We start from the raw sequence: 17,408 nt of genomic DNA, 5'->3' as shown, positions 1-17,408 counted from the left end.
AATCATGCCCAGGTGCCGCATCTTTGGTATTGACGACGGTCTCAAGCAGGTCGTCGCCAACGGCCTTTATATGAAGACCTACATCGGCGAATCGATCAGCGTTGCGGTGATCAAGTTCGTCGAAGAGGCGGGTCGCGAACTGCCGGCGAAAGCACACGACCACGGCGAGGAAGCGTCGCTGCAAGTGAGCGGCAGTTGCTCGATCTTCGAAGTTCGGCCCGGCGAGGCCGATGTCGAGCGTGTCATGAATGCGGGCAGCGCGGTAATCATTCCCGCCGGCCTCAGCCACTATGGCGTGAACCGCTTCGAACCGGCCGGCATAAGCATGCGCCTGAACGTGGTCACGCCGCCTCGCGCCGAGTACGGCAGCGGTGACGAAACGCCCTACTATCCGCTCGCGGATCGGGAAGGCTCACGATGACCACCCTCAACACGATGTCCTGCCGGCACGTCTCAAGCGGCGATTGCGTAGACGGCGCAGCACTCTCAGCCGGCATCCAGACGCTCGGTCAGGACGAAACCATCGATATCGAAGCGGGTACGCTCGGCGAGGAAGTCGGCGCGATTCTCTCGGGTCGCATCGACGTTGTTGCCGCAGGCGAGCACTACGTCCTCTGCGCAGGCGAAGCCATCGTGATTCCCGCCGGCGAAGCGCGTCGCTTCACGTGCCTCACCGAGCGCTGCGAGTTGTATCGCGTCACGGTTCGCGCGTACCCCGGCCCGCACAACAACGTGCCGGTGCAGGCATGAACACGCATTCGCACGTGGCGATTGTCGGCGCGGGCCACGCAGGCGGGCGCGTGGCGCAGCACCTGCGCGCGCTCGGCCATAGCGGCCGCGTGACGCTGATCGGCGCCGAAGCGCATGCGCCTTACGAGCGGCCGGCGTTATCGAAGGAAATGCTGCTTGGCACGACAGCCAGCGAAAACCTCGTGCTCGCGCCCAACGCATTCTGGATGGACGACGCGCTCGCGGGCATCGGCATCGAGCGCGTGTGTGCAACGGTTGAATCGCTAGACGTCGATGCACGCCGCGTGCGCCTTCATGACGGACGCCATATCGGCTTCGATCAGCTCGTCGTGGCAACGGGCGCGGCGGCGCGGCGCTTGCCGGTACCCGGCTGCGACCTTCCGGGCGTACAAGTGTTGCGCACACTGGATGACTGCATCGCACTCAAGGCCGCGTTTCCGGCGTGCCGCGAACTCGCCATCATCGGCGGTGGCGTGATCGGCATGGAAGTCGCGTCGAGCGCAACGAAGCTCGGCATGCACGTGACCGTACTCGAAGCGGGCAGCGCGATCATGAACCGCTGCCTGCCGCCGCTCGTGTCTGCTTGGCTCGAAGCGCAGCATGCGGAACAGGGGGTTGCGGTTAAGAAGAATGTGCGCGTGGAGAAGATCGTGAAGACGGGCGAGCGGCTGCAGATCGTAGCCAGGACCGGTGATGAACCTCTGCTGACCGATGCCGATTGCGTCCTGATGGCGACCGGCGCCGACTGCCATCCCGCTTTCCTGCTCGGCACCGGTCTGGCGGATACGCAAGGCGTGCACGTCGATGCCCATTGCCGCAGCCCGCTCGCCCCGTGGCTTTATGCGGCCGGCGATGTCGCCTGCTTGCGCGACGCTGAATCCGGCGTCGCATTGCGCCAGGAAACATGGCGCAACGCAGAGAACCAGGCGCGTGCCGTCGCGGAAATGTTGCTTGGACGCACTGAGCCGTATCGCGAAACGCCTTGGATGTGGACCGATCAGCATGGCCATGCCATTCAGGTGACGGGCACGCCCGACGGCGCGCACGAATGGATCGTGCGCGGCAGCCTGGAAGCGGCCAGCGCGACGCTCGTGGGACTGCGCAACGGCTGCGTGCACGCAGGCGTCACGATCAACCAGAGCCGCGACCGGCGTCATATTGAAGCGCTCGTGACTGGCCGCCACGCGGTGGACAAACTGCGTATGGCCGATACCCGGCATGCACTGAAGACGTTCCTCTGATCATGATGACCATACCGGCTTTGCTTTCACTTGAGGAGCGGGTCGCGCGGCTGGAGGCTATCGACGCCATTCGCCGCCTGAAGGCCCGCTACGCCGCGCTTGCCGACGCCAAGTACACCAGCGACTACACCCGTCAGCCCGACACCGTCATGCACGACGTCGCGCGGCAACAGGCCGAGTGCTTCACGCACGACGCGGTCTGGATCGGCGGCTCGGGCTTCGGCAACGACCTGGCGGGACGCGAAGCGCTGCGCGACTGGTTCTGTCGTTCGCCCTGGCGCTTCGCCATGCATTACTACACGAGCGAATTGATCGATGTCGACGTTCGCACGGGAACCGCACACGCAACCTGGCGGCTCTGGCAACTGGCATTGCGCGATGACGACGCTCACGCCGTGCTCCTCGGCGCGATCACGGAAGAAAAATATGCTGTCGATACCGCGGGCCACTGGCTCGCGAGTGAAATGCGTTTCGTGCAACTGAAGATGATGGAGCCGAGTGCGTTTCCCCTGCCCATCGCGAATGATTTTGGCGCGCTCGCAGCCATGCGAACGCGCGGTACAACCCTCACGGAATGAATATGAACGATTCCCCCACGGCGCCCACGGCGAGCAAGGTCATCGCGTTTGCGCCGGGCCGCTGCGACAGACAAAAAGCACATCGGGCACAGCAAGCACATCACGCGTGCCGCGACGAGACCTTGCCGATTGCCGAGAACATCTGCACGGTGCGCTCGAACGACTGGATCAACCCGGAATACAAGCACCTGGTGCTGAGCGCACCCGCCACCGCGCTGACAGCGGTTGCCGGCCAGTTTTTCCATATCGCGTGCCCGCCCGGCGCCGATGAAGCCGCCTACCTGCGCCGTCCCATGAGCATCTATCGCGTGGAACCGGACGATGAACGTATCGAGTTCCTTTACAAGGTACAGGGCGTGGGCACGCGCGGTCTCGCTCGCCTAGCTCCGCGCGACACGCTCGACGCACTCGGCCCGCTCGGACAGGGGTTCAGGTTGCCGGCCGTCGCGCCGGGCGAACAAGCACACGTGCTGCTGCTTGCGCGCGGCGTGGGTCTCGCGACCATGGCGCCGCTTGCGCAGGAAGCCATCCGCAGCGGCGCGCGCGTGACCGCGATCCTGAGCGCGCGCAGCGCGTCGCTTGTGATGTCCGCCGATTATCTGCGCGAATCGGGCGCGGATGTTCTGGTTGTTACCGACGACGAACAGACCAGCGACGTCGTCCAGATCGAACGCATGATCCGTCGCGTTCACGCCGCTCAGGCAATCACGTTCGCCACCACGTGCGGGTCGAACCGCCTGCTCTCGACGCTGCAGCGACTCACGGCGGAGTTCGGCATTCCCGGCGAAATCGCGCTCGAGCAGCACATGGGCTGCGCAATCGGCGCCTGCTACGCGTGCGTGCGTCCGTTCAGAAAACACAGCGGCTCGGATGAACTGACTTACCGGCGCGTGTGCTGGGACGGTCCCGTCTTCGATCTTCAGGAAACGACATCATGGTAGACCTCCGTGTCAACGTCGGTTCGCTTGCGCTTGCGAATCCGGTCATGCCCGCGTCCGGCACGTTCGCCGAAGGCACGGCGCAGGTCTTCGACCTCAACTGCCTCGGCGCGATCGTGACGAAGACGATCACGCACGATATCCGCGAAGGCGTGCCGCCACCCCGAGTGGCCGAGTTCCGCGACGCGACGCTCTTCTCCATCGGCATTCCCAGCAAGGGCAGCGACTATTACATCAACGAGACGGTGCCCTTTTATCGACGATATTCACCGCCGCTGATCGCGAGCATCTCAGCGAATAGCATCGAGGAGTTCGGCGAACTCGCCGCGAAGATCTCGGTGCCGGGCGTGAAAGCGATCGAGGCGAACGTCTCGTGCCCGAACCTCAAGAAGGACGGGCGCGCGTTCGGCATGGACCCGGAAGCCACGTATCAGGTCGTGAAAGCGATGAAGTCCGCGACCAGCCTCCCCGTCTGGCCGAAAATGACGCCCAACGCGGGCAATGTGGTCGAGGTGGCGCTCGCAGCGCAAGAAGCCGGCGCGGATGCGCTGGTCGTGAGCAACGCCATCCTCGCCATGGCAATCGACGTCGAAACTTTCCGGCCGCGTGTGGCGAACGTCATGGGCGGACTGACCGGAGCGGCGACACGACCCATCATGCTTCGGATTGCGTATCAATGCGTGCAGGCCGTATCCATTCCGGTGATTGGTTGCGGCGGAATCGGCAGCGCGTCAGATGCGCTCGAATTCCTGCTGGCCGGATGCAGCGCCGTGCAGGTCGGCACCGCGAACTTCGTCTCCCCGACCACCATGCCGCGCCTGATCGAAGACCTCGTGAAATATTGCGAGCGGCATGGCATCTCGCGTATTACCGACATTATCGGCGCGCTACGCATGCACGAACCCATCAATCTTCAAAAGGCGTCGGTGCTATGAACACCATCGTGATCAAGAATGAATCGGCCATGACGAACTTTCCTCTCGTGGAGGGCTGGTACGAGATCGGCGCGGTCGCCGAACTCTTCGCTGAGCGCGATTGTTGCGGCGTGGAACTCTCGGGAGAGAAGATCGGGCTCTTTCAGGTCGATGGAGAAGTGCACGCACTCGACGACATCTGCACGCACGGCGCGGCGCTCCTGAGCGACGGTGACATGGAAAACGGCGAAGTGGAATGCCCGCTGCACGCAGGCCTCGTGGATGTCCGCACAGGCCGTGCGCTGGGCGCGCCCATCACGCGCGACACGCGCCATCACGACACAAAGATTGTGGACAACCGGCTTTTTGTGAGGCTGCAAGCATGACGCACACGCCCAACCCGACCGCGAAACGCGCGCGGATCGCGGTGATCGGTACGGGCGGCACGTTCGCCATGCACGGACGGCATCGCTTCGACTGGATCGAATATGCCGACAGCGGCGTGATTCATCCTATTGACGATCTGCTTGCCACGCTCGGCGAACTCGCGCCCGATATTGACCTCGTGCCCATTGCGTTTCGCAGTCTCGGGAGCGTGTCGATTGGACCGGCCGACTGGCTCGAGCTCTCGGCGCTGATCCGGCGCACGGCGGCGGCCGATCCTTCGCTGACGGGTTTCGTGGTCACGCATGGCACGGCGACGCTTGAAGAAACGGCATGGTTCCTGGACCTGACGCTCGCGCTCGATCAGCCCGTGGTTGTGACAGGCGCGCAGCGTCCGGCCAACACCGATGGCAGCGACGCCAGCGCCAACCTGCGCGCGGCGCTCGCGATCGCGGCGTCGCCCGCGTCGCGCGGCGCGGGCGTGCTGGTGACGCTCGGCGGGCTCTTCTTCGCGGCACGCGACGTGACGAAGGCCGCGAGCTTCGAGCTAGGTGCGTTCGAAGCGCCGCCGTTCGGCCCGCTCGGCCGTGTGGATGCGGACGCGAGCGTGGTCTGGCGCCGCCGCATGGCCGGACCCGCGCCGCGCTGTAATCTGCCGGCGGACGTGACAACACTGCCACGCGTCGATATTGCGATGTCCTATGCGGGTGCGGACGGCGCCGCCATCGATGCGTTCGTGGCCGCCGGCGCGCGCGGCATTGTCTCGGCGGGTCTTGCACCGGGCCGGCCGGCGTCAAAGGAAGCGAGCGCGCTCGTGCGCGCGGCGCAGGCCGGTGTAGTGGTTGTGCAGGCGACGCGCGCGCCGCGTGGCACTGTGCCCGTGCAGCGCTTCCTCGCAGCCGACGGCCTCCTGGCCGGCGGCGATCTCGCGCCGCCGAAGTTGCGCATTGCGCTGATGCTCGAGATTGCCGGGCACGACGCGAGTGGCGGTATCGACGTGCAGCGCCTTCAGACGCGCCTGCTCGCCCTTTGATGCGACGTGCGATGAGCGCGGCGCTACTCTCTCTCAGCTATTGACCTGATGATCATGCAATTCTCCTATCTCGTCACCTTCACTCATCCCGACCAGGACGCGCGCATCAGCGCAAGCGATCTGGAGACCATGACCACGCATATCGACGCCACGCCGGACCTTCGCCGCGCGCGCCTGTACACGCCGCAGCACGCCGACGACTACTACACGAACGACGGTCCCTCGCCCATCTTCGCGCTGCAACTCGACTTCGATACCCTCGCGGCGCTCGAAGCATCCATTGCCACCGATGGTCACTTGCAAAGCATTGCACGCCACGATTTTCCGAGCCTCGCGTCGTGCGCGGTCGAACAGCAAGTGATGGCGCGGCGGCCGTTTCCGGTGCTTGATCCCACGCCGCGCGTACCCGATGGCGCTCTGCCCTGCCAGTTCCTGGTCCACTATCCAGGCCGCGCGGAAAATCTCGACGAATGGCTCGCCTACTACCTTACGCATCATCCGCAAATCATGAAGTTCTTCGACGGCGTGCGCGAAATAGAGATCTTCACCCGCGTGGACTGGATCGACGCCATGCCGTGGCCACGGGTTCACTACATGCAGCGCAACAAGCTCATGTTCGACAGCGCCGAAGCCATAACCGCCGCGATGAATTCGCCGGTGCGCCATCAGATGCGTGCGGATTTCGAGCGCTTCCCGCCATTTGAAGGCAGCAACATCCATCACCCAATGTCGGCGCGGACAATCGTGAAGTAAGCCGGGTCTCGATGGTTGTGGTGCAAATTCTGCTGATTTGCTTCGCCCGCTTTGATTCGCCCGGCCGTACACGAAAAATTATTCTGAAGGACCGCTTTCACGGTGGAACAGCCGTGCGAATAGCCGCCTTAGTTTGCGTCTTTATATTCAAGCCGGGTTCGCAGCCAGGACGTGAATTCATTGAGTTCCCTGGGCAATGTACGACCCGCGGCAGGCAAAGCCATCAATCCAAAGGGGAGCTGAACAAATCCCCAAGGCGCCACCAGAAGCCCTTCGTCCAGCTCCCGTCTTACAAGCCGTTTCTCGACAAGGGCGACCCCCAGACCAGACAGCGCTGCCTCGATGCAAAGATGTGTATGGGGAAACTTAAGCTGTCCTCCAGTTCCAATTCTGGCGCCCGCCTGCTTCTCCCAGTGCGTCCATGCACTCGATGTGAAATCGTGCACGATTCGTGTCCCCGTTGTTGCCAAGTTCCTGTATCCGGGTGCGCATACCGGCCCGAACGCGACAGGTGCCAGCAAAATCGCACGGGAACGGTCCGCCTCCGAATACGAAGTGAGATCCCACGCAATGACAAGATCGGCGCCTTCGGTCCGTATCTCTTTAGCTGAAGTCATGGACAGGCGGATACGGACGTCCGGACGCACGCGATAGAAATCCGCAAGGTTCGGCACCAGCCATCGCATGGCAAACGTCGCACTGCATGCCACGTGCAGGCCTGAGCCCTGCACCTGAGCCCGCAACCTGGCATAGCCGTGCTCCAGTTGCTCGAACACGGAGCTGACCAGCGCATGGAGGTCCTGCCCGTGCTGATTCAGCCTCAAACCCGTGCCGTCCTTGTCAAAGAGAGCTGAACCGACGTGCTCCTGAAGCAGCTTCAACTGACGGCTGACCGCGCCGTGGGTTCGGCACAGTTCTTCGGCCGCCTTGGTTACGGAACCGTTTCTGGCCGTTGCTTCGAACGCGCGCAGCAAAGATAGCGGAGGCAGTGTACGCACCCAAGGTTCCTTCGTTAAAAAAACTGACCGAGTTCGCAATAAAAGTCGATTTTCGAATGCTACACCAGTGCGTATCGTCGCATTTAGTGAAAGCAATTTTCGGTCGCTTAGCGTAATGGACTTAAAAATTTCAACTGATTGAAATTTTTGTTCAACGCCGCAGTGAATGCCGATGTATTTGATCGACGCGCAGCAATTGGCCCGAAATCATTTGACAGTTTTTTTATCCAAAAGGAAATCGAAACATGAGCCGGATCACGGAGGTGGCGGGTTACGAAGTCGTGGACAGCCGGGGCAACCCCACGGTTGAAGTAGAGATCACGTTGCACGGTGGCGCGAAAGGCCGGACCACGGTGCCGTCCGGCGCGTCAACCGGAGCGCGCGAGGCCGTCGAGAAGCGGGACAACGACCCTGACCAGTATCTGGGTAAAGGCGTCAGAGGGGCGGTCAATGCAGTCAATACCGAACTGCGTGATGCGTTGCTTGGCATGGACGCAATGTCCCAGCGGGATATCGATTGCGCCATGATCGAGCTCGATGGCACCGAAAACAAGCAGCGTCTCGGTGCGAACGCGATTCTGGGGTGCTCGGTGGCCGCAGCAAACGCAGCAGCCGCTTTCAACGGGACCTCGCTGTTTCGTTATCTGGGCGGGCTACAGGCGTCGGTACTCCCCGTTCCCATGATCAACATCATCAATGGCGGCGCACATGCCGACAATCCGCTCGATTTCCAGGAGTTCATGATTTTGCCGACCGGCGCGACATCGTTTGCCGACAGCGTGCGCATGGGGTCCGAGGTCTTCCATACGCTTCGTGCAGCACTCAAGCGCGCAGGCTTCAACACTAATGTTGGCGATGAAGGCGGCTTCGCACCCACCTTGCGCACCGCTGAGGAAGCGCTTGATCTGATCGTCAATGCAATCGAGCAGGCAGGTTATAGGCCCGGCGTCGATATCGCGCTGGCGATCGACCCAGCTTCCAGCGAGTTCTTCAGCAACGGACGCTATGTGTATCGCGGCGAGGGCATTGAGCGCAGCATCGAGGAACAAGTCGACTATCTGGCCCGGCTGGCGGCCGCGTATCCCATCGTTTCTATCGAAGACGGTACCGCCGAGAACGACTACGCCGGTTGGAAATTGCTGACATCCCGACTCGGCGGACAATGCCAACTCGTTGGCGACGATATCTTCTGCACTAGCGAACAGCTGCTTCTGGATGGCATCAACGCATCCATTGCGAACTCGATACTCGTCAAGATGAACCAGATCGGTACGCTAAGCGAAACGCTCGCGACCATCAGGGCAGCCCAGCGCGCCTCTTACAGCGTTGTGATCTCGCATCGCTCGGGTGAAACCGAAGACGTCAGCATTGCTGATATCGCCGTTGCAACGAACTGTGGACAGATCAAGACCGGGTCGCTTTCGCGCTCGGACCGGACCGCAAAATATAACCAGTTGATCCGTATCGAGCGTGAGTTGGGTTCGCAGGCAACATTTGCCGGCGCGGCGCCGTTCGCAGCTCGCTCATCGCACGCCAAGCATGTCGCCTGATGCAAGGGAGCCGTGGCCTCAAGTTAATAATTAGTATTCCAAATCATCTAGGCAGCGCCCATCTGTGTTGTTTCAGGCGGGCGCTTCGGCTCGCTCTAAACAGTTCGCCTCACGCCATGTCGGATGCCAAGGTCACGCAATACGTTCAATGCGCAGGCACAGTCTGCGCATTGAAGCTCCGGTCAAACTCAACATTGACGTTGATCTTGTTCTTGATATCGCCAGACTTATACAGCGTGTCCGCAATTCGTTGTTCACGCGTTACCAACGCATCATCGAGCGGATAGAACACCGATTTACCGTTTTGCGCCGAGAACTGCGCCCGTGCCGGCGTCTGGTTCATCTTCTGTGCATAGATCGCCTGCACTGCGGGGACGTTATTCGCCCACCACACCCACGATTTCTGAATCCGGGCGAGGAAATCAGCCAGAGCTTTCCTCCTGGCGGGATCGTTGAGAACATCGGTACGCGCCGCAAACACGGACAGCGCGGGAATTTCAAGTTCGTCGCTTTGTATCAGGACGCGCGCCTGACCTTTGTCTATTGCCTCTTTAACCGGGCCGTAGCCACCTGAGTAAACATCGACCTGGCCGGCATTGAACGCCGATGCCGATACGTTGCCGTCGCCGAATCTCACCGCTTTGATATCGCTCGGCTTGAGATCCGCTTTCAGGTAGGACAGGACATACTGCAGATAGTTGAATCCGCCAAAATTGTAGCCCCAGGTCTTGCCTTTCAAATCAGCCGGCGTCTTGATGTTCGCGCTAGTGCGCACGACAGTTACGATGGGTGGATATTGGCTGTCCGGACTGCGCCAGCCCGCGACGATTCGCAGCGGTTCGTTTCCGGCAGTCCACGCGGTCCGCGCGTTTCCTTGCTCGATAATGAGCGAGGTGTCCCCCATCAGGCCCACATCAATTGCCTTCGAATAGAGCGCGGATAACTGCGCGGCCGGCCCGGTCAGCACGGCCCATTTCAGCTTGTATGGCGTGTTGTCGAGAACATGCGACTGCTCCACGATTATCGGCCACGCCGCGTCCTGCGTTCCCACTACCAGTGTCAGGGGTTCGTCCTCTGCCGCAACGGATGTCGATGCCACGCCGGCTAGCGCCAGGAACGCGGCCGACGCCATAAGAAAAGAATGGATGCGCATGATGCCTTGGATTGAAGTATGAGTTGGATGCAACGTGTAGCGTCAGGCTGCGCTCAACGCAGCCCCTGCTCAGGCCGTGCTGACCTCGTTAGCCGCGTTCCTGCCAACCGCCAGCCCGTTCGCCACACCGAGTTCTTCGAGCAGACGTGTTCGCAGCGCGACGGATGCTGCGTCGGTTCGCGAGCGAGGGTGTTGGGCATCAATGCGCACATCCAGGCTGATCTCGCCATTGGTCAGAATGACCACCCGATCAGACAGAAGAATCGCCTCGTCAATGTCGTGCGTGACCAGGACGACGGCGGGATTATGCACACGCCACAAGCGTTCGACCAGTTCGTACATGCGAATGCGCGTTAGAGCATCGAGGGCTGCAAAGGGTTCGTCAAGCAACAACAACTTCGGCTCGAGGACCAGCGCGCGAGCCAGCGCAACGCGTTGCGCCTCGCCGCCTGACAAGGTCTTCGGCCACGCTTCCGCATGACTGCCCAGCCCCACCTCTTCCAGCGCGGAATAAGCGGCTTGCTTTGAGTTTGCAATGCTGTCGTGACCAATCACCACGTTCTGCCAGACTCGCTTGGCAGGCACGAGACGCGGTTCCTGGAACACGACGGATCGCGCCTTCGGCACGAGCACGCGACCCGTATCGGCACGATTCAGGTCCGCCAGGATGCGCAACAAGGTGGTCTTTCCCGCCCCCGATGCACCCAGCAAGGACACGAACTCACCTCGTCGAACAGACAGCGAGACGTCGCGCAGGACAGTTCGGCCTGCGAACGAGCGACTCACACCATCGAGCACCACGGCACGGTCATCGCGGGCATGCGAACGGAAGGCATCTGAATCACGAGATTGCAAAATGAGGCCTCCACGGAAGGGCGATATGTTCGATGGCGCGCATGATCAGGTCCGTGACAATGCCCAAAGCGGCATAGACCAGAATGCCTGCGATGATGATGTCCGCACGCTGGTTCTGGTTCGCATTGACCAGGATGTAGCCAATGCCGCTTTGTGCGTTGATCTGCTCCGCCACGACCAGTGCGAGCAATGCAATGCCCGACGAATAGCGCAAACCAACGAGAATGGCTGGCAAGGCTGTCGGCAAGATGATGCGCCACGCCAGGCGAAATCTCGACAGGCCAAACACTGACGCGGCTTCGAGCAGCTTGGCGTCGACGCCGCGCACGCCGGCGTAGGTGTTGAGGTACATCGGGAAGATGCTTGCGGCTATGATGACGGCGACCTTGGCGCCCTCGCCAATGCCGAACCACGTGATGAACAGCGGGATCAGTGCAATGAACGGGATGGTTCGCAGCATCTGAAGCGGGGCATCGACAATCTCCTCCCCCACCTTCCACAAACCCGCGAACAGGCCGGCAATGAGACCGACGCCGCCGCCAATCAGCAGCCCTGTGAATGCACGCGACAACGAAACCACAATGGCGGATTGCAACTCCCCATCGGCTACCAACTCCTTGAGTGCGGACAGAATCACCGAAGGCGGAGGCAGCGTTTCCGGCGCTATAGCGCCAGTGATCGACAACAATTGCCAGGCCAGCAGGATCAGAAACGGCACACCGATGCGCAGGCCCCTTGCCCGGAATAATTCGAGCCGACGGGTATCGCGTGTCACGGCACTGCGCGGAGGAAGCTCCACGAGTGCATCGTCCGAGGCGTTCGGGCCGGCCGGGTGACATTCGATGGGTGCGGGAGCGAATCAAGCGAAGGCGAGGCTGCTGGGTAGCGAGAGGTCATCGTTCGATCATCGAGGTCGACAAAGGATTTCGATGTTAAACGTGGCGAAACGATTCGCTAACCAAGCGTTAACTGGATGCTTATTCGCAATCAGGCAAACGCGCTTGCAAGAATGGGTTGGCCGTTATTTTTCAGGAATACAGGGCCGCGCCCCGGCCAAATGCCTAACCCCGATAAGGTTTCATGTATTCGTTATTGGATCGGGCCACGACAGATTCCTATACTCGGTTCCCGTTAGCACCCGCTTGTGAAGAGTGCTACTCATTCACCATAACGGAAATCCATCCATGAGCCTACGCCCGCTCCACGACCGCGTGATCATCAAGCGCCTCGACCAGGAAACCAAAACCGCATCGGGCATTGTGATTCCCGAAAGCGCCGCCGAAAAACCCGACCAGGGTGAAGTCGTTGCTGTCGGCCCCGGCAAGCGCGATAGCGACGGCAGGCGTATCGAGCCCGACCTGAAGGTCGGCGAACGCGTGCTCTTCGGCAAATACTCGGGCCAGCAGGTCAAGGTCGACGGCAACGAACTGCTCGTGCTGCGCGAAGAAGACATTGTCGCCGTGGTCACCCAACAATAACGGAGCTTCAAAAATGGCAGCCAAAGAAATTGTCTTTAGCGACAGCGCACGGTCGAAACTGGTCGAAGGCGTCAACATCCTCGCTAATGCCGTAAAGGTAACGCTTGGGCCCAAAGGCCGTAATGTCGTGCTGGAGCGCAGCTTCGGCTCGCCCGTCGTGACGAAAGACGGCGTGTCGGTCGCGAAGGAAATCGAGTTGACCGACAAGCTGCAAAATATCGGCGCGCAACTGGTCAAGGAAGTCGCGTCGCGCACCAGCGACGCCGCTGGCGACGGCACCACCACCGCCACCGTGCTGGCACAGGCCATCGTTCGCGAAGGTCAGAAATACGTTGCGGCGGGTCTCAATCCACTGGACCTCAAGCGCGGCATCGACAAGGCCGTGATCGCCGCTGTCGAAGAACTGAAAAAGATCAGCAAGCCCACCACGACCAGCAAGGAAATTGCCCAGGTCGCGACCATCTCGGCGAATGGCGAAGAGTCGATCGGCCAGCGAATCGCAGAAGCGATCGATCGCGTAGGCAAGGAAGGCGTGATCACGGTCGAAGACGGCAAGTCGCTCGACGATGAACTTGATGTGGTTGAAGGACTGCAGTTCGATCGCGGCTACCTGTCGCCCTATTTCATCAACGATCAGGACAAACAGGTCGCCGTTCTCGACAATCCGTTTGTTCTGTTGCACGACAAGAAGGTGTCGAATATCCGCGACCTGCTGCCGGTCCTGGAACTGGTCGCGAAGGCAGGACGCCCGTTGCTGATCATCGCGGAGGATGTCGAGGGCGAGGCGCTCGCAACGCTCGTGGTCAATAATATCCGGGGAATTCTGAAGACGGTCGCAGTCAAGGCGCCGGGCTTTGGCGACCGTCGCAAGGCACTGCTCGAAGACATCGCCATCCTGACCGGCGGCCAGGTGATCGCTGAAGAAACGGGCCTCTCGCTGGAAAAAGCGACGTTGGCGGAACTGGGTCAGGCCAAGCGCATTGAAGTGGGCAAGGAAAACACCATCGTGATCGACGGCGCCGGAGACACGAAGAATATCCAGGCGCGCGTCAAGCAGATCCGCGTGCAGATCGAAGAGGCGAGTTCCGACTACGATCGCGAAAAGCTGCAGGAGCGCGTAGCGAAGCTGGCCGGCGGCGTGGCCGTGATCAAGGTAGGTGGTGCGACCGAAATCGAGGTCAAGGAGAAAAAGGACCGCGTTGACGATGCACTGCACGCGACGCGTGCGGCAGTCGAAGAAGGTATCGTGCCGGGTGGCGGTGTCGCGCTGATCCGCGTCAAGCAGGCAATCAGCGGCCTGAAGGGCGCCAACGCGGACCAGGACGCCGGCGTGAAAATCGTGCTGCGCGCGTTGGAGGAACCGTTGCGCCAAATCGTCACGAATGCGGGCGAGGAAGCCAGCGTGGTCGTCGCGAGGGTCGCCGAGGGCACGGGCAACTTCGGCTACAACGCGCAGACTGGTGAATACGGTGATCTCGTCGAATCGGGCGTGCTTGATCCGACCAAGGTCACGCGCACGGCTCTGCAAAACGCGGCATCCATCGCCGGCCTGTTGCTCACGACCGATGCAACGATCACTGAGGCGCCGAAGAGCGCGGCTCCTGCAGCGCCTGCGGGCGGCCCGGGCGCTGGCGGACCGGGCTTCGATTTCTGAGGCTTTCCCCAACGACAGGCACGTCGGAGCGTCCAGTTTCAGACGCTCCGACGTTCGCCCCGGATTCACCACACAGCGCTTCGTCAGGTTTTCCACTTCCCGATCTTCTCTTCACGCAGTCCTTACTAATCTTCTCGCTCTCCTCGAACGAGCGTGCCGTCACTTCCCGTTCTGAAAATCCATGGTCACAATTGCCAGCCAGCTCACCGAACCGTTCAATGATGCAGTGCGTACGCTGCTGCCTGATGTCCGGGTAGTGGGCATACCGCGTGGGGTGCCCGCAGAACTACCTGACGGGACGTCGATCCTGATCGCCGCGCCGATCATCATACGAGGCGCACAGGCACCGGAGCATGCCCCCGCCGGATGGCCCTTCGGGCTGCGCTGGGTACAACTCGGTTCATCGGGGATCGACTTTTATCCGCGCTGGTTCTTCGAAGGGCTGCCCGTCACCACCGCGCGCGGCACCTCGTCAACAGCGATTGCCGAATTTGCGCTGGCAGCAATCTTTGCCCACGCGAAACGCCTGCCGGACATCTGGATTCACGACGCGCCGCAATGGGCGTTGACGCCCCTCGCGGCGGTGCAAGGCAGCACGGTCGGCATATTCGGTTTCGGTTCGATCGGACAGGCTCTTGCGCAGAAAGCGCTGGCGCTCGGCGCCCGGGTCATTGCTGTGCGGCGCCAGGGTTCTACCGCGCCGGACCTGCCGGGTGTCACGCTGGTTGCAAATATCGGCGAACTGGTACGGGAAGCGGACCATCTCGTACTGGCGGCGCCGGCTACCGCGGCAACCCGCCATATCGTCAATCGCGAATTGCTTGCTCATGCCAGGCCCGGACTGCACGTGATCAATGTCGCCCGCGGTTCGCTAATCGACAATGAAGCGTTGCTGGAGGCGCTTGCGGATGGCCGTATTGATTCGGCATCGCTCGACGTCACCGAGCCGGAGCCGCTGCCGGCCGGGCATCCGTTCTATACGCATCCGCGCATCCGCCTGTCGCCACACACCTCGGCAATCGGCCCGCACAATTCGGGCGAACTGGCCCGCAAGTTCGCCCGCAATTTCAGCGCCTTTACTGACGGCACGTCGCTGGAAGATCTCGTCGATATCCACCGGGGCTACTAGATCCCACACCGGGTCGAACTTCAGTGCGGGGATGTATCGAAAATGACTTGTTCACTTCGTCACCCTGCGTCCCGACGAACTCAGTCCGGCGAATCCATTCCCGATTGCAGATAGTTCTGAATCCCCACCTTATCGATCAACGCCAGATTGATCTCGAGCCAGTCGATATGTTCCTCGGTATCGTCGAGGATATGAGTGAGGATTTCGCGTGAGATGAAATCGCTAACCGTTTCACAGTAGGCAATGCCTTCCTTGCAGGTGCTCTGCGATATCTTTTCGAGCTTGAGATCGCACTCAAGGATTTCCTTCGTTTCCTCGCCAATGAGCAATTTGTGCAAGTCTTGCAAATTGGGTAAGCCGTCCAGCATGAAGATGCGCTCGATCAACAGATCGGCATGCTTCATCTCGCCGATTGATTCGTCGTACTCGTGCTTGCCGAGACTTTTCAGGCCCCAGTGACCATACATTCTCGCGTGCAGAAAATACTGGTTGATCGCGCTGAGCTCATTTTTCAATTGCGCGTTCAAGTACTCGAGAACCTTGGGATCGCCTTGCATATAGCCTCCCACATCAGATACGACCCGCCTTGAATGCGGCGCACGGCATCTCTCAAGCATCGCGCTTCGCCTGATGCTCTCTAGTGCAAGCATCAACGCAGCTCAGGTGCGAGATCCGTTAGCGCAGCATAGTACATGGCCCGGTCGACACCAAGAATGAGAATTGCAATCGTTCAGATGACCTCTCGTCAAAGCAAAGCCGTCCAGCGGCCCCACCCGACTTGAACTCCAACGCGGTACGACAGCCCTTAACTCACTGCCTCAGCCTGGCGCAGGCGCGGCAGCAACCGGTCGAACTCGCGCTTGACGATGCCGTAGCATTCGCACGCACGGGCTTCCAGGCCTTCCCGGTCGAGCACCTTGATGCAACCGCGGCTGTGATGGATCAGGCCGGCGTCATGGAGCTTTCCTGCCGCTTCCGTCACCCCTTCGCGGCGCACGCCCAGCATGTCGGCGATCATCTGCTGCGTTACCTGAAACTGGTTCGACGGCGTACGGTCAATCTCGATCAGCAACCAGCGGCACAGTTGCTTGCTCAGCGAGTGATGACGGTTGCACGCAGCGGTCTGCGCGACTTGCGTCAGCAGGGCTTGCATGTACAGGAGCATCAGGCGGCGCAGGAAATCCGAGCGGCCGAACTGCTCTCTCAAGGCGCTTGCGCTCATGCGATAAGCAAAGCCCGGGCATTGAACCTGAACGCGCGTCGGCATGGTGTCGCCGCCGGTCAGGATAGGAACGCCGGTCATGCCTTCACGGCCGATTGCCGCGATTTCAACAGAGCCACCGTCTTCCATTGTGTGAAGAAGAGAGATGATGGCCGTCGTCGGGAAATACACGTGATGAATGCGTTGTCCTGAATCGCAAAGCAACTGGTCCGTGCGAAGCTGAACGAGTTCCAGGTGGGGCGTAAGCGCTTGCCATTCGTGTGCGGGAAGCGCACCGAGGAGATGATTGCCGTGCAGGTCGGATTGAAGAGTCAACATTTTTTTCTTCTCTGATTCGTGCGCTATGTGCGCCGTATTTTTTATTCTGGTCCGCGCCACGTCTTGTGATGCATCTGACGGCATCCATCGAAGACATGTTGCGACCAGCCCCGTAAGCAGATCCGCCAAAACCGTTCGCTTTGATTTCGCATTTCGATATTGGCTAGTGCTGCATCCCACATATAGCGAGGACCGTGCCAGCAGGGGTAAAACCCAATGCCATCATGGAGCGTCCTGGAATATGCAGCAGCGCACGGTGGGGATGAAAACGTTTTTGTTTCAGTCTTGAACTGCCCATGAGCGAATCGGCCCTATCCGTCGGATTAATCGCGCAAACGCTTGCGGCTGTCCAATGCCTTACTGGAGGCACATCGGGTTTTTCCCATGCCGTTTGAAACGCTTGTTTTGCGGGCTTCAGGCCGACGTCGCATAAGCAGTTGCAGCCCGTTTTAAAAGTGAT

19 protein-coding genes are annotated in these 17,408 nt (G+C 60.7%); 13 read left to right on the top strand and 6 right to left on the bottom strand.

All coding sequences use genetic code 11. The features are described from left to right. The first annotated feature begins 4 nt into the window (after positions 1–4). From ABH944_RS06320 to ABH944_RS06280, 9 genes are read left to right on the top strand one after another with little or no spacing between them, the layout of a single operon-like run. Positions 5–421, top strand: a complete 417-nt coding sequence (locus ABH944_RS06320; RefSeq protein WP_404605042.1) for a cupin domain-containing protein — start codon at positions 5–7, stop codon at positions 419–421. Next, positions 418–750, top strand: coding sequence for a cupin domain-containing protein (locus ABH944_RS06315; RefSeq protein WP_404605043.1), 333 nt, complete (start codon positions 418–420; stop codon positions 748–750). The genes ABH944_RS06320 and ABH944_RS06315 overlap by 4 nt, the downstream gene beginning before the upstream one ends. Continuing rightward, positions 747–1,991, top strand: a complete 1,245-nt coding sequence (locus ABH944_RS06310) for an NAD(P)/FAD-dependent oxidoreductase (RefSeq protein WP_404605044.1) — start codon at positions 747–749, stop codon at positions 1,989–1,991. The genes ABH944_RS06315 and ABH944_RS06310 overlap by 4 nt, the downstream gene beginning before the upstream one ends. Before the next feature lie 2 nt (positions 1,992–1,993). Further along, on the top strand, positions 1,994–2,569 hold the full coding sequence (locus ABH944_RS06305; RefSeq protein WP_404605045.1) for a nuclear transport factor 2 family protein: 576 nt from the start codon (positions 1,994–1,996) through the stop codon (positions 2,567–2,569). 2 nt (positions 2,570–2,571) lie between these two features. Further along, entirely contained in the window at positions 2,572–3,510 is a 939-nt protein-coding gene (locus ABH944_RS06300) for a dihydroorotate dehydrogenase electron transfer subunit (RefSeq protein ID WP_404605047.1), read from the top strand. Continuing rightward, the gene (locus tag ABH944_RS06295; RefSeq protein ID WP_404605048.1) at positions 3,504–4,442 is read left to right on the top strand and encodes a dihydroorotate dehydrogenase; all 939 of its coding nucleotides are present in this window, start codon (positions 3,504–3,506) and stop codon (positions 4,440–4,442) included. The genes ABH944_RS06300 and ABH944_RS06295 overlap by 7 nt, the downstream gene beginning before the upstream one ends. Then, positions 4,439–4,807 carry a non-heme iron oxygenase ferredoxin subunit gene (locus ABH944_RS06290; RefSeq protein ID WP_404605050.1) on the top strand — a complete coding sequence of 123 codons (369 nt, stop codon included), beginning with the start codon at positions 4,439–4,441 and terminating at the stop codon, positions 4,805–4,807. Before ABH944_RS06295 ends, ABH944_RS06290 begins: the two co-directional genes overlap by 4 nt. Then, entirely contained in the window at positions 4,804–5,838 is a 1,035-nt protein-coding gene (locus ABH944_RS06285; RefSeq protein WP_404605052.1) for an asparaginase, read from the top strand. The genes ABH944_RS06290 and ABH944_RS06285 overlap by 4 nt, the downstream gene beginning before the upstream one ends. Positions 5,839–5,892: 54 nt before the next feature. Further along, positions 5,893–6,591 carry a hypothetical protein gene (locus ABH944_RS06280; RefSeq protein ID WP_404605053.1) on the top strand — a complete coding sequence of 233 codons (699 nt, stop codon included), beginning with the start codon at positions 5,893–5,895 and terminating at the stop codon, positions 6,589–6,591. 128 nt (positions 6,592–6,719) lie between these two features. Here ABH944_RS06280 and ABH944_RS06275 read toward each other — a convergent pair whose 3' ends face one another. After that, positions 6,720–7,589, bottom strand: a complete 870-nt coding sequence (locus tag ABH944_RS06275) for a LysR substrate-binding domain-containing protein (RefSeq protein WP_404605366.1) — start codon at positions 7,587–7,589, stop codon at positions 6,720–6,722. Between the two features lie 245 nt (positions 7,590–7,834). On the opposite strand from ABH944_RS06275, the gene eno reads away from it, so the two are divergent. Then, positions 7,835–9,139, top strand: coding sequence for a phosphopyruvate hydratase (eno, locus tag ABH944_RS06270; RefSeq protein ID WP_404605054.1), 1,305 nt, complete (start codon positions 7,835–7,837; stop codon positions 9,137–9,139). 145 nt (positions 9,140–9,284) lie between these two features. Here the strand turns inward: eno and ABH944_RS06265 are convergent, their stop codons facing one another. The 3 genes from ABH944_RS06265 to ABH944_RS06255 form a co-directional block, all read right to left on the bottom strand. Then, complete coding sequence (locus tag ABH944_RS06265; RefSeq protein WP_404605056.1) at positions 9,285–10,292, bottom strand: ABC transporter substrate-binding protein; 1,008 nt, start codon at positions 10,290–10,292, stop codon at positions 9,285–9,287. A gap of 69 nt (positions 10,293–10,361) precedes the next feature. Beyond that, entirely contained in the window at positions 10,362–11,147 is a 786-nt protein-coding gene (locus ABH944_RS06260) for an ABC transporter ATP-binding protein (protein WP_404605058.1), read from the bottom strand. After that, a complete protein-coding gene (locus tag ABH944_RS06255; protein WP_404605060.1) occupies positions 11,134–11,946 on the bottom strand; it encodes an ABC transporter permease in 813 nt (270 codons plus the stop codon). The genes ABH944_RS06260 and ABH944_RS06255 overlap by 14 nt, the downstream gene beginning before the upstream one ends. A gap of 385 nt (positions 11,947–12,331) precedes the next feature. On the opposite strand from ABH944_RS06255, the gene ABH944_RS06250 reads away from it, so the two are divergent. The 3 genes from ABH944_RS06250 to ABH944_RS06240 all read left to right on the top strand — a co-directional run bounded on the left by ABH944_RS06250 (position 12,332) and on the right by ABH944_RS06240 (position 15,408). After that, complete coding sequence (locus tag ABH944_RS06250) at positions 12,332–12,625, top strand: co-chaperone GroES (RefSeq protein ID WP_404605062.1); 294 nt, start codon at positions 12,332–12,334, stop codon at positions 12,623–12,625. A gap of 13 nt (positions 12,626–12,638) precedes the next feature. Continuing rightward, positions 12,639–14,279: a chaperonin GroEL gene (gene groL / locus ABH944_RS06245; RefSeq protein ID WP_404605064.1), complete on the top strand. Its 1,641-nt coding sequence runs from the start codon at positions 12,639–12,641 to the stop codon at positions 14,277–14,279. A 181-nt stretch (positions 14,280–14,460) separates the two neighbouring features. Beyond that, positions 14,461–15,408: a D-isomer specific 2-hydroxyacid dehydrogenase family protein gene (locus tag ABH944_RS06240; protein ID WP_404605065.1), complete on the top strand. Its 948-nt coding sequence runs from the start codon at positions 14,461–14,463 to the stop codon at positions 15,406–15,408. Positions 15,409–15,488: 80 nt separating this feature from the next. On the opposite strand, the gene bfr is transcribed toward ABH944_RS06240, so the two are convergent. Next, positions 15,489–15,965 carry a bacterioferritin gene (gene bfr, locus ABH944_RS06235; RefSeq protein WP_404605067.1) on the bottom strand — a complete coding sequence of 159 codons (477 nt, stop codon included), beginning with the start codon at positions 15,963–15,965 and terminating at the stop codon, positions 15,489–15,491. Positions 15,966–16,213: 248 nt separating this feature from the next. After that, a complete protein-coding gene (locus ABH944_RS06230; protein ID WP_062092191.1) occupies positions 16,214–16,948 on the bottom strand; it encodes a Crp/Fnr family transcriptional regulator in 735 nt (244 codons plus the stop codon). Positions 16,949–17,408: the final 460 nt, after the last annotated feature.

Source organism: Caballeronia udeis, from assembly GCF_044909315.1.
Classification (GTDB): domain Bacteria; phylum Pseudomonadota; class Gammaproteobacteria; order Burkholderiales; family Burkholderiaceae; genus Caballeronia; species Caballeronia udeis_A.
The sequence above is the reverse complement of the archived record's forward strand: the minus strand, read 5'-3'. Positions and strand labels throughout refer to the sequence as shown.

Coding starts and splice junctions, on each gene's coding strand:
- ABH944_RS06230 (WP_062092191.1), bottom strand. CDS start 16,948: ATGTTGACTCTTCAATCCGACCTGCACGGCAATCATCTCCTCGGTGCG.
- ABH944_RS06320 (WP_404605042.1), top strand. CDS start 5: ATGCCCAGGTGCCGCATCTTTGGTATTGACGACGGTCTCAAGCAGGTC.
- ABH944_RS06300 (WP_404605047.1), top strand. CDS start 2,572: ATGAACGATTCCCCCACGGCGCCCACGGCGAGCAAGGTCATCGCGTTT.
- ABH944_RS06315 (WP_404605043.1), top strand. CDS start 418: ATGACCACCCTCAACACGATGTCCTGCCGGCACGTCTCAAGCGGCGAT.
- eno (WP_404605054.1), top strand. CDS start 7,835: ATGAGCCGGATCACGGAGGTGGCGGGTTACGAAGTCGTGGACAGCCGG.
- ABH944_RS06265 (WP_404605056.1), bottom strand. CDS start 10,292: ATGCGCATCCATTCTTTTCTTATGGCGTCGGCCGCGTTCCTGGCGCTA.
- ABH944_RS06310 (WP_404605044.1), top strand. CDS start 747: ATGAACACGCATTCGCACGTGGCGATTGTCGGCGCGGGCCACGCAGGC.
- ABH944_RS06290 (WP_404605050.1), top strand. CDS start 4,439: ATGAACACCATCGTGATCAAGAATGAATCGGCCATGACGAACTTTCCT.
- ABH944_RS06240 (WP_404605065.1), top strand. CDS start 14,461: ATGGTCACAATTGCCAGCCAGCTCACCGAACCGTTCAATGATGCAGTG.
- ABH944_RS06285 (WP_404605052.1), top strand. CDS start 4,804: ATGACGCACACGCCCAACCCGACCGCGAAACGCGCGCGGATCGCGGTG.
- ABH944_RS06295 (WP_404605048.1), top strand. CDS start 3,504: ATGGTAGACCTCCGTGTCAACGTCGGTTCGCTTGCGCTTGCGAATCCG.
- ABH944_RS06280 (WP_404605053.1), top strand. CDS start 5,893: ATGCAATTCTCCTATCTCGTCACCTTCACTCATCCCGACCAGGACGCG.
- bfr (WP_404605067.1), bottom strand. CDS start 15,965: ATGCAAGGCGATCCCAAGGTTCTCGAGTACTTGAACGCGCAATTGAAA.
- ABH944_RS06250 (WP_404605062.1), top strand. CDS start 12,332: ATGAGCCTACGCCCGCTCCACGACCGCGTGATCATCAAGCGCCTCGAC.
- ABH944_RS06305 (WP_404605045.1), top strand. CDS start 1,994: ATGATGACCATACCGGCTTTGCTTTCACTTGAGGAGCGGGTCGCGCGG.
- groL (WP_404605064.1), top strand. CDS start 12,639: ATGGCAGCCAAAGAAATTGTCTTTAGCGACAGCGCACGGTCGAAACTG.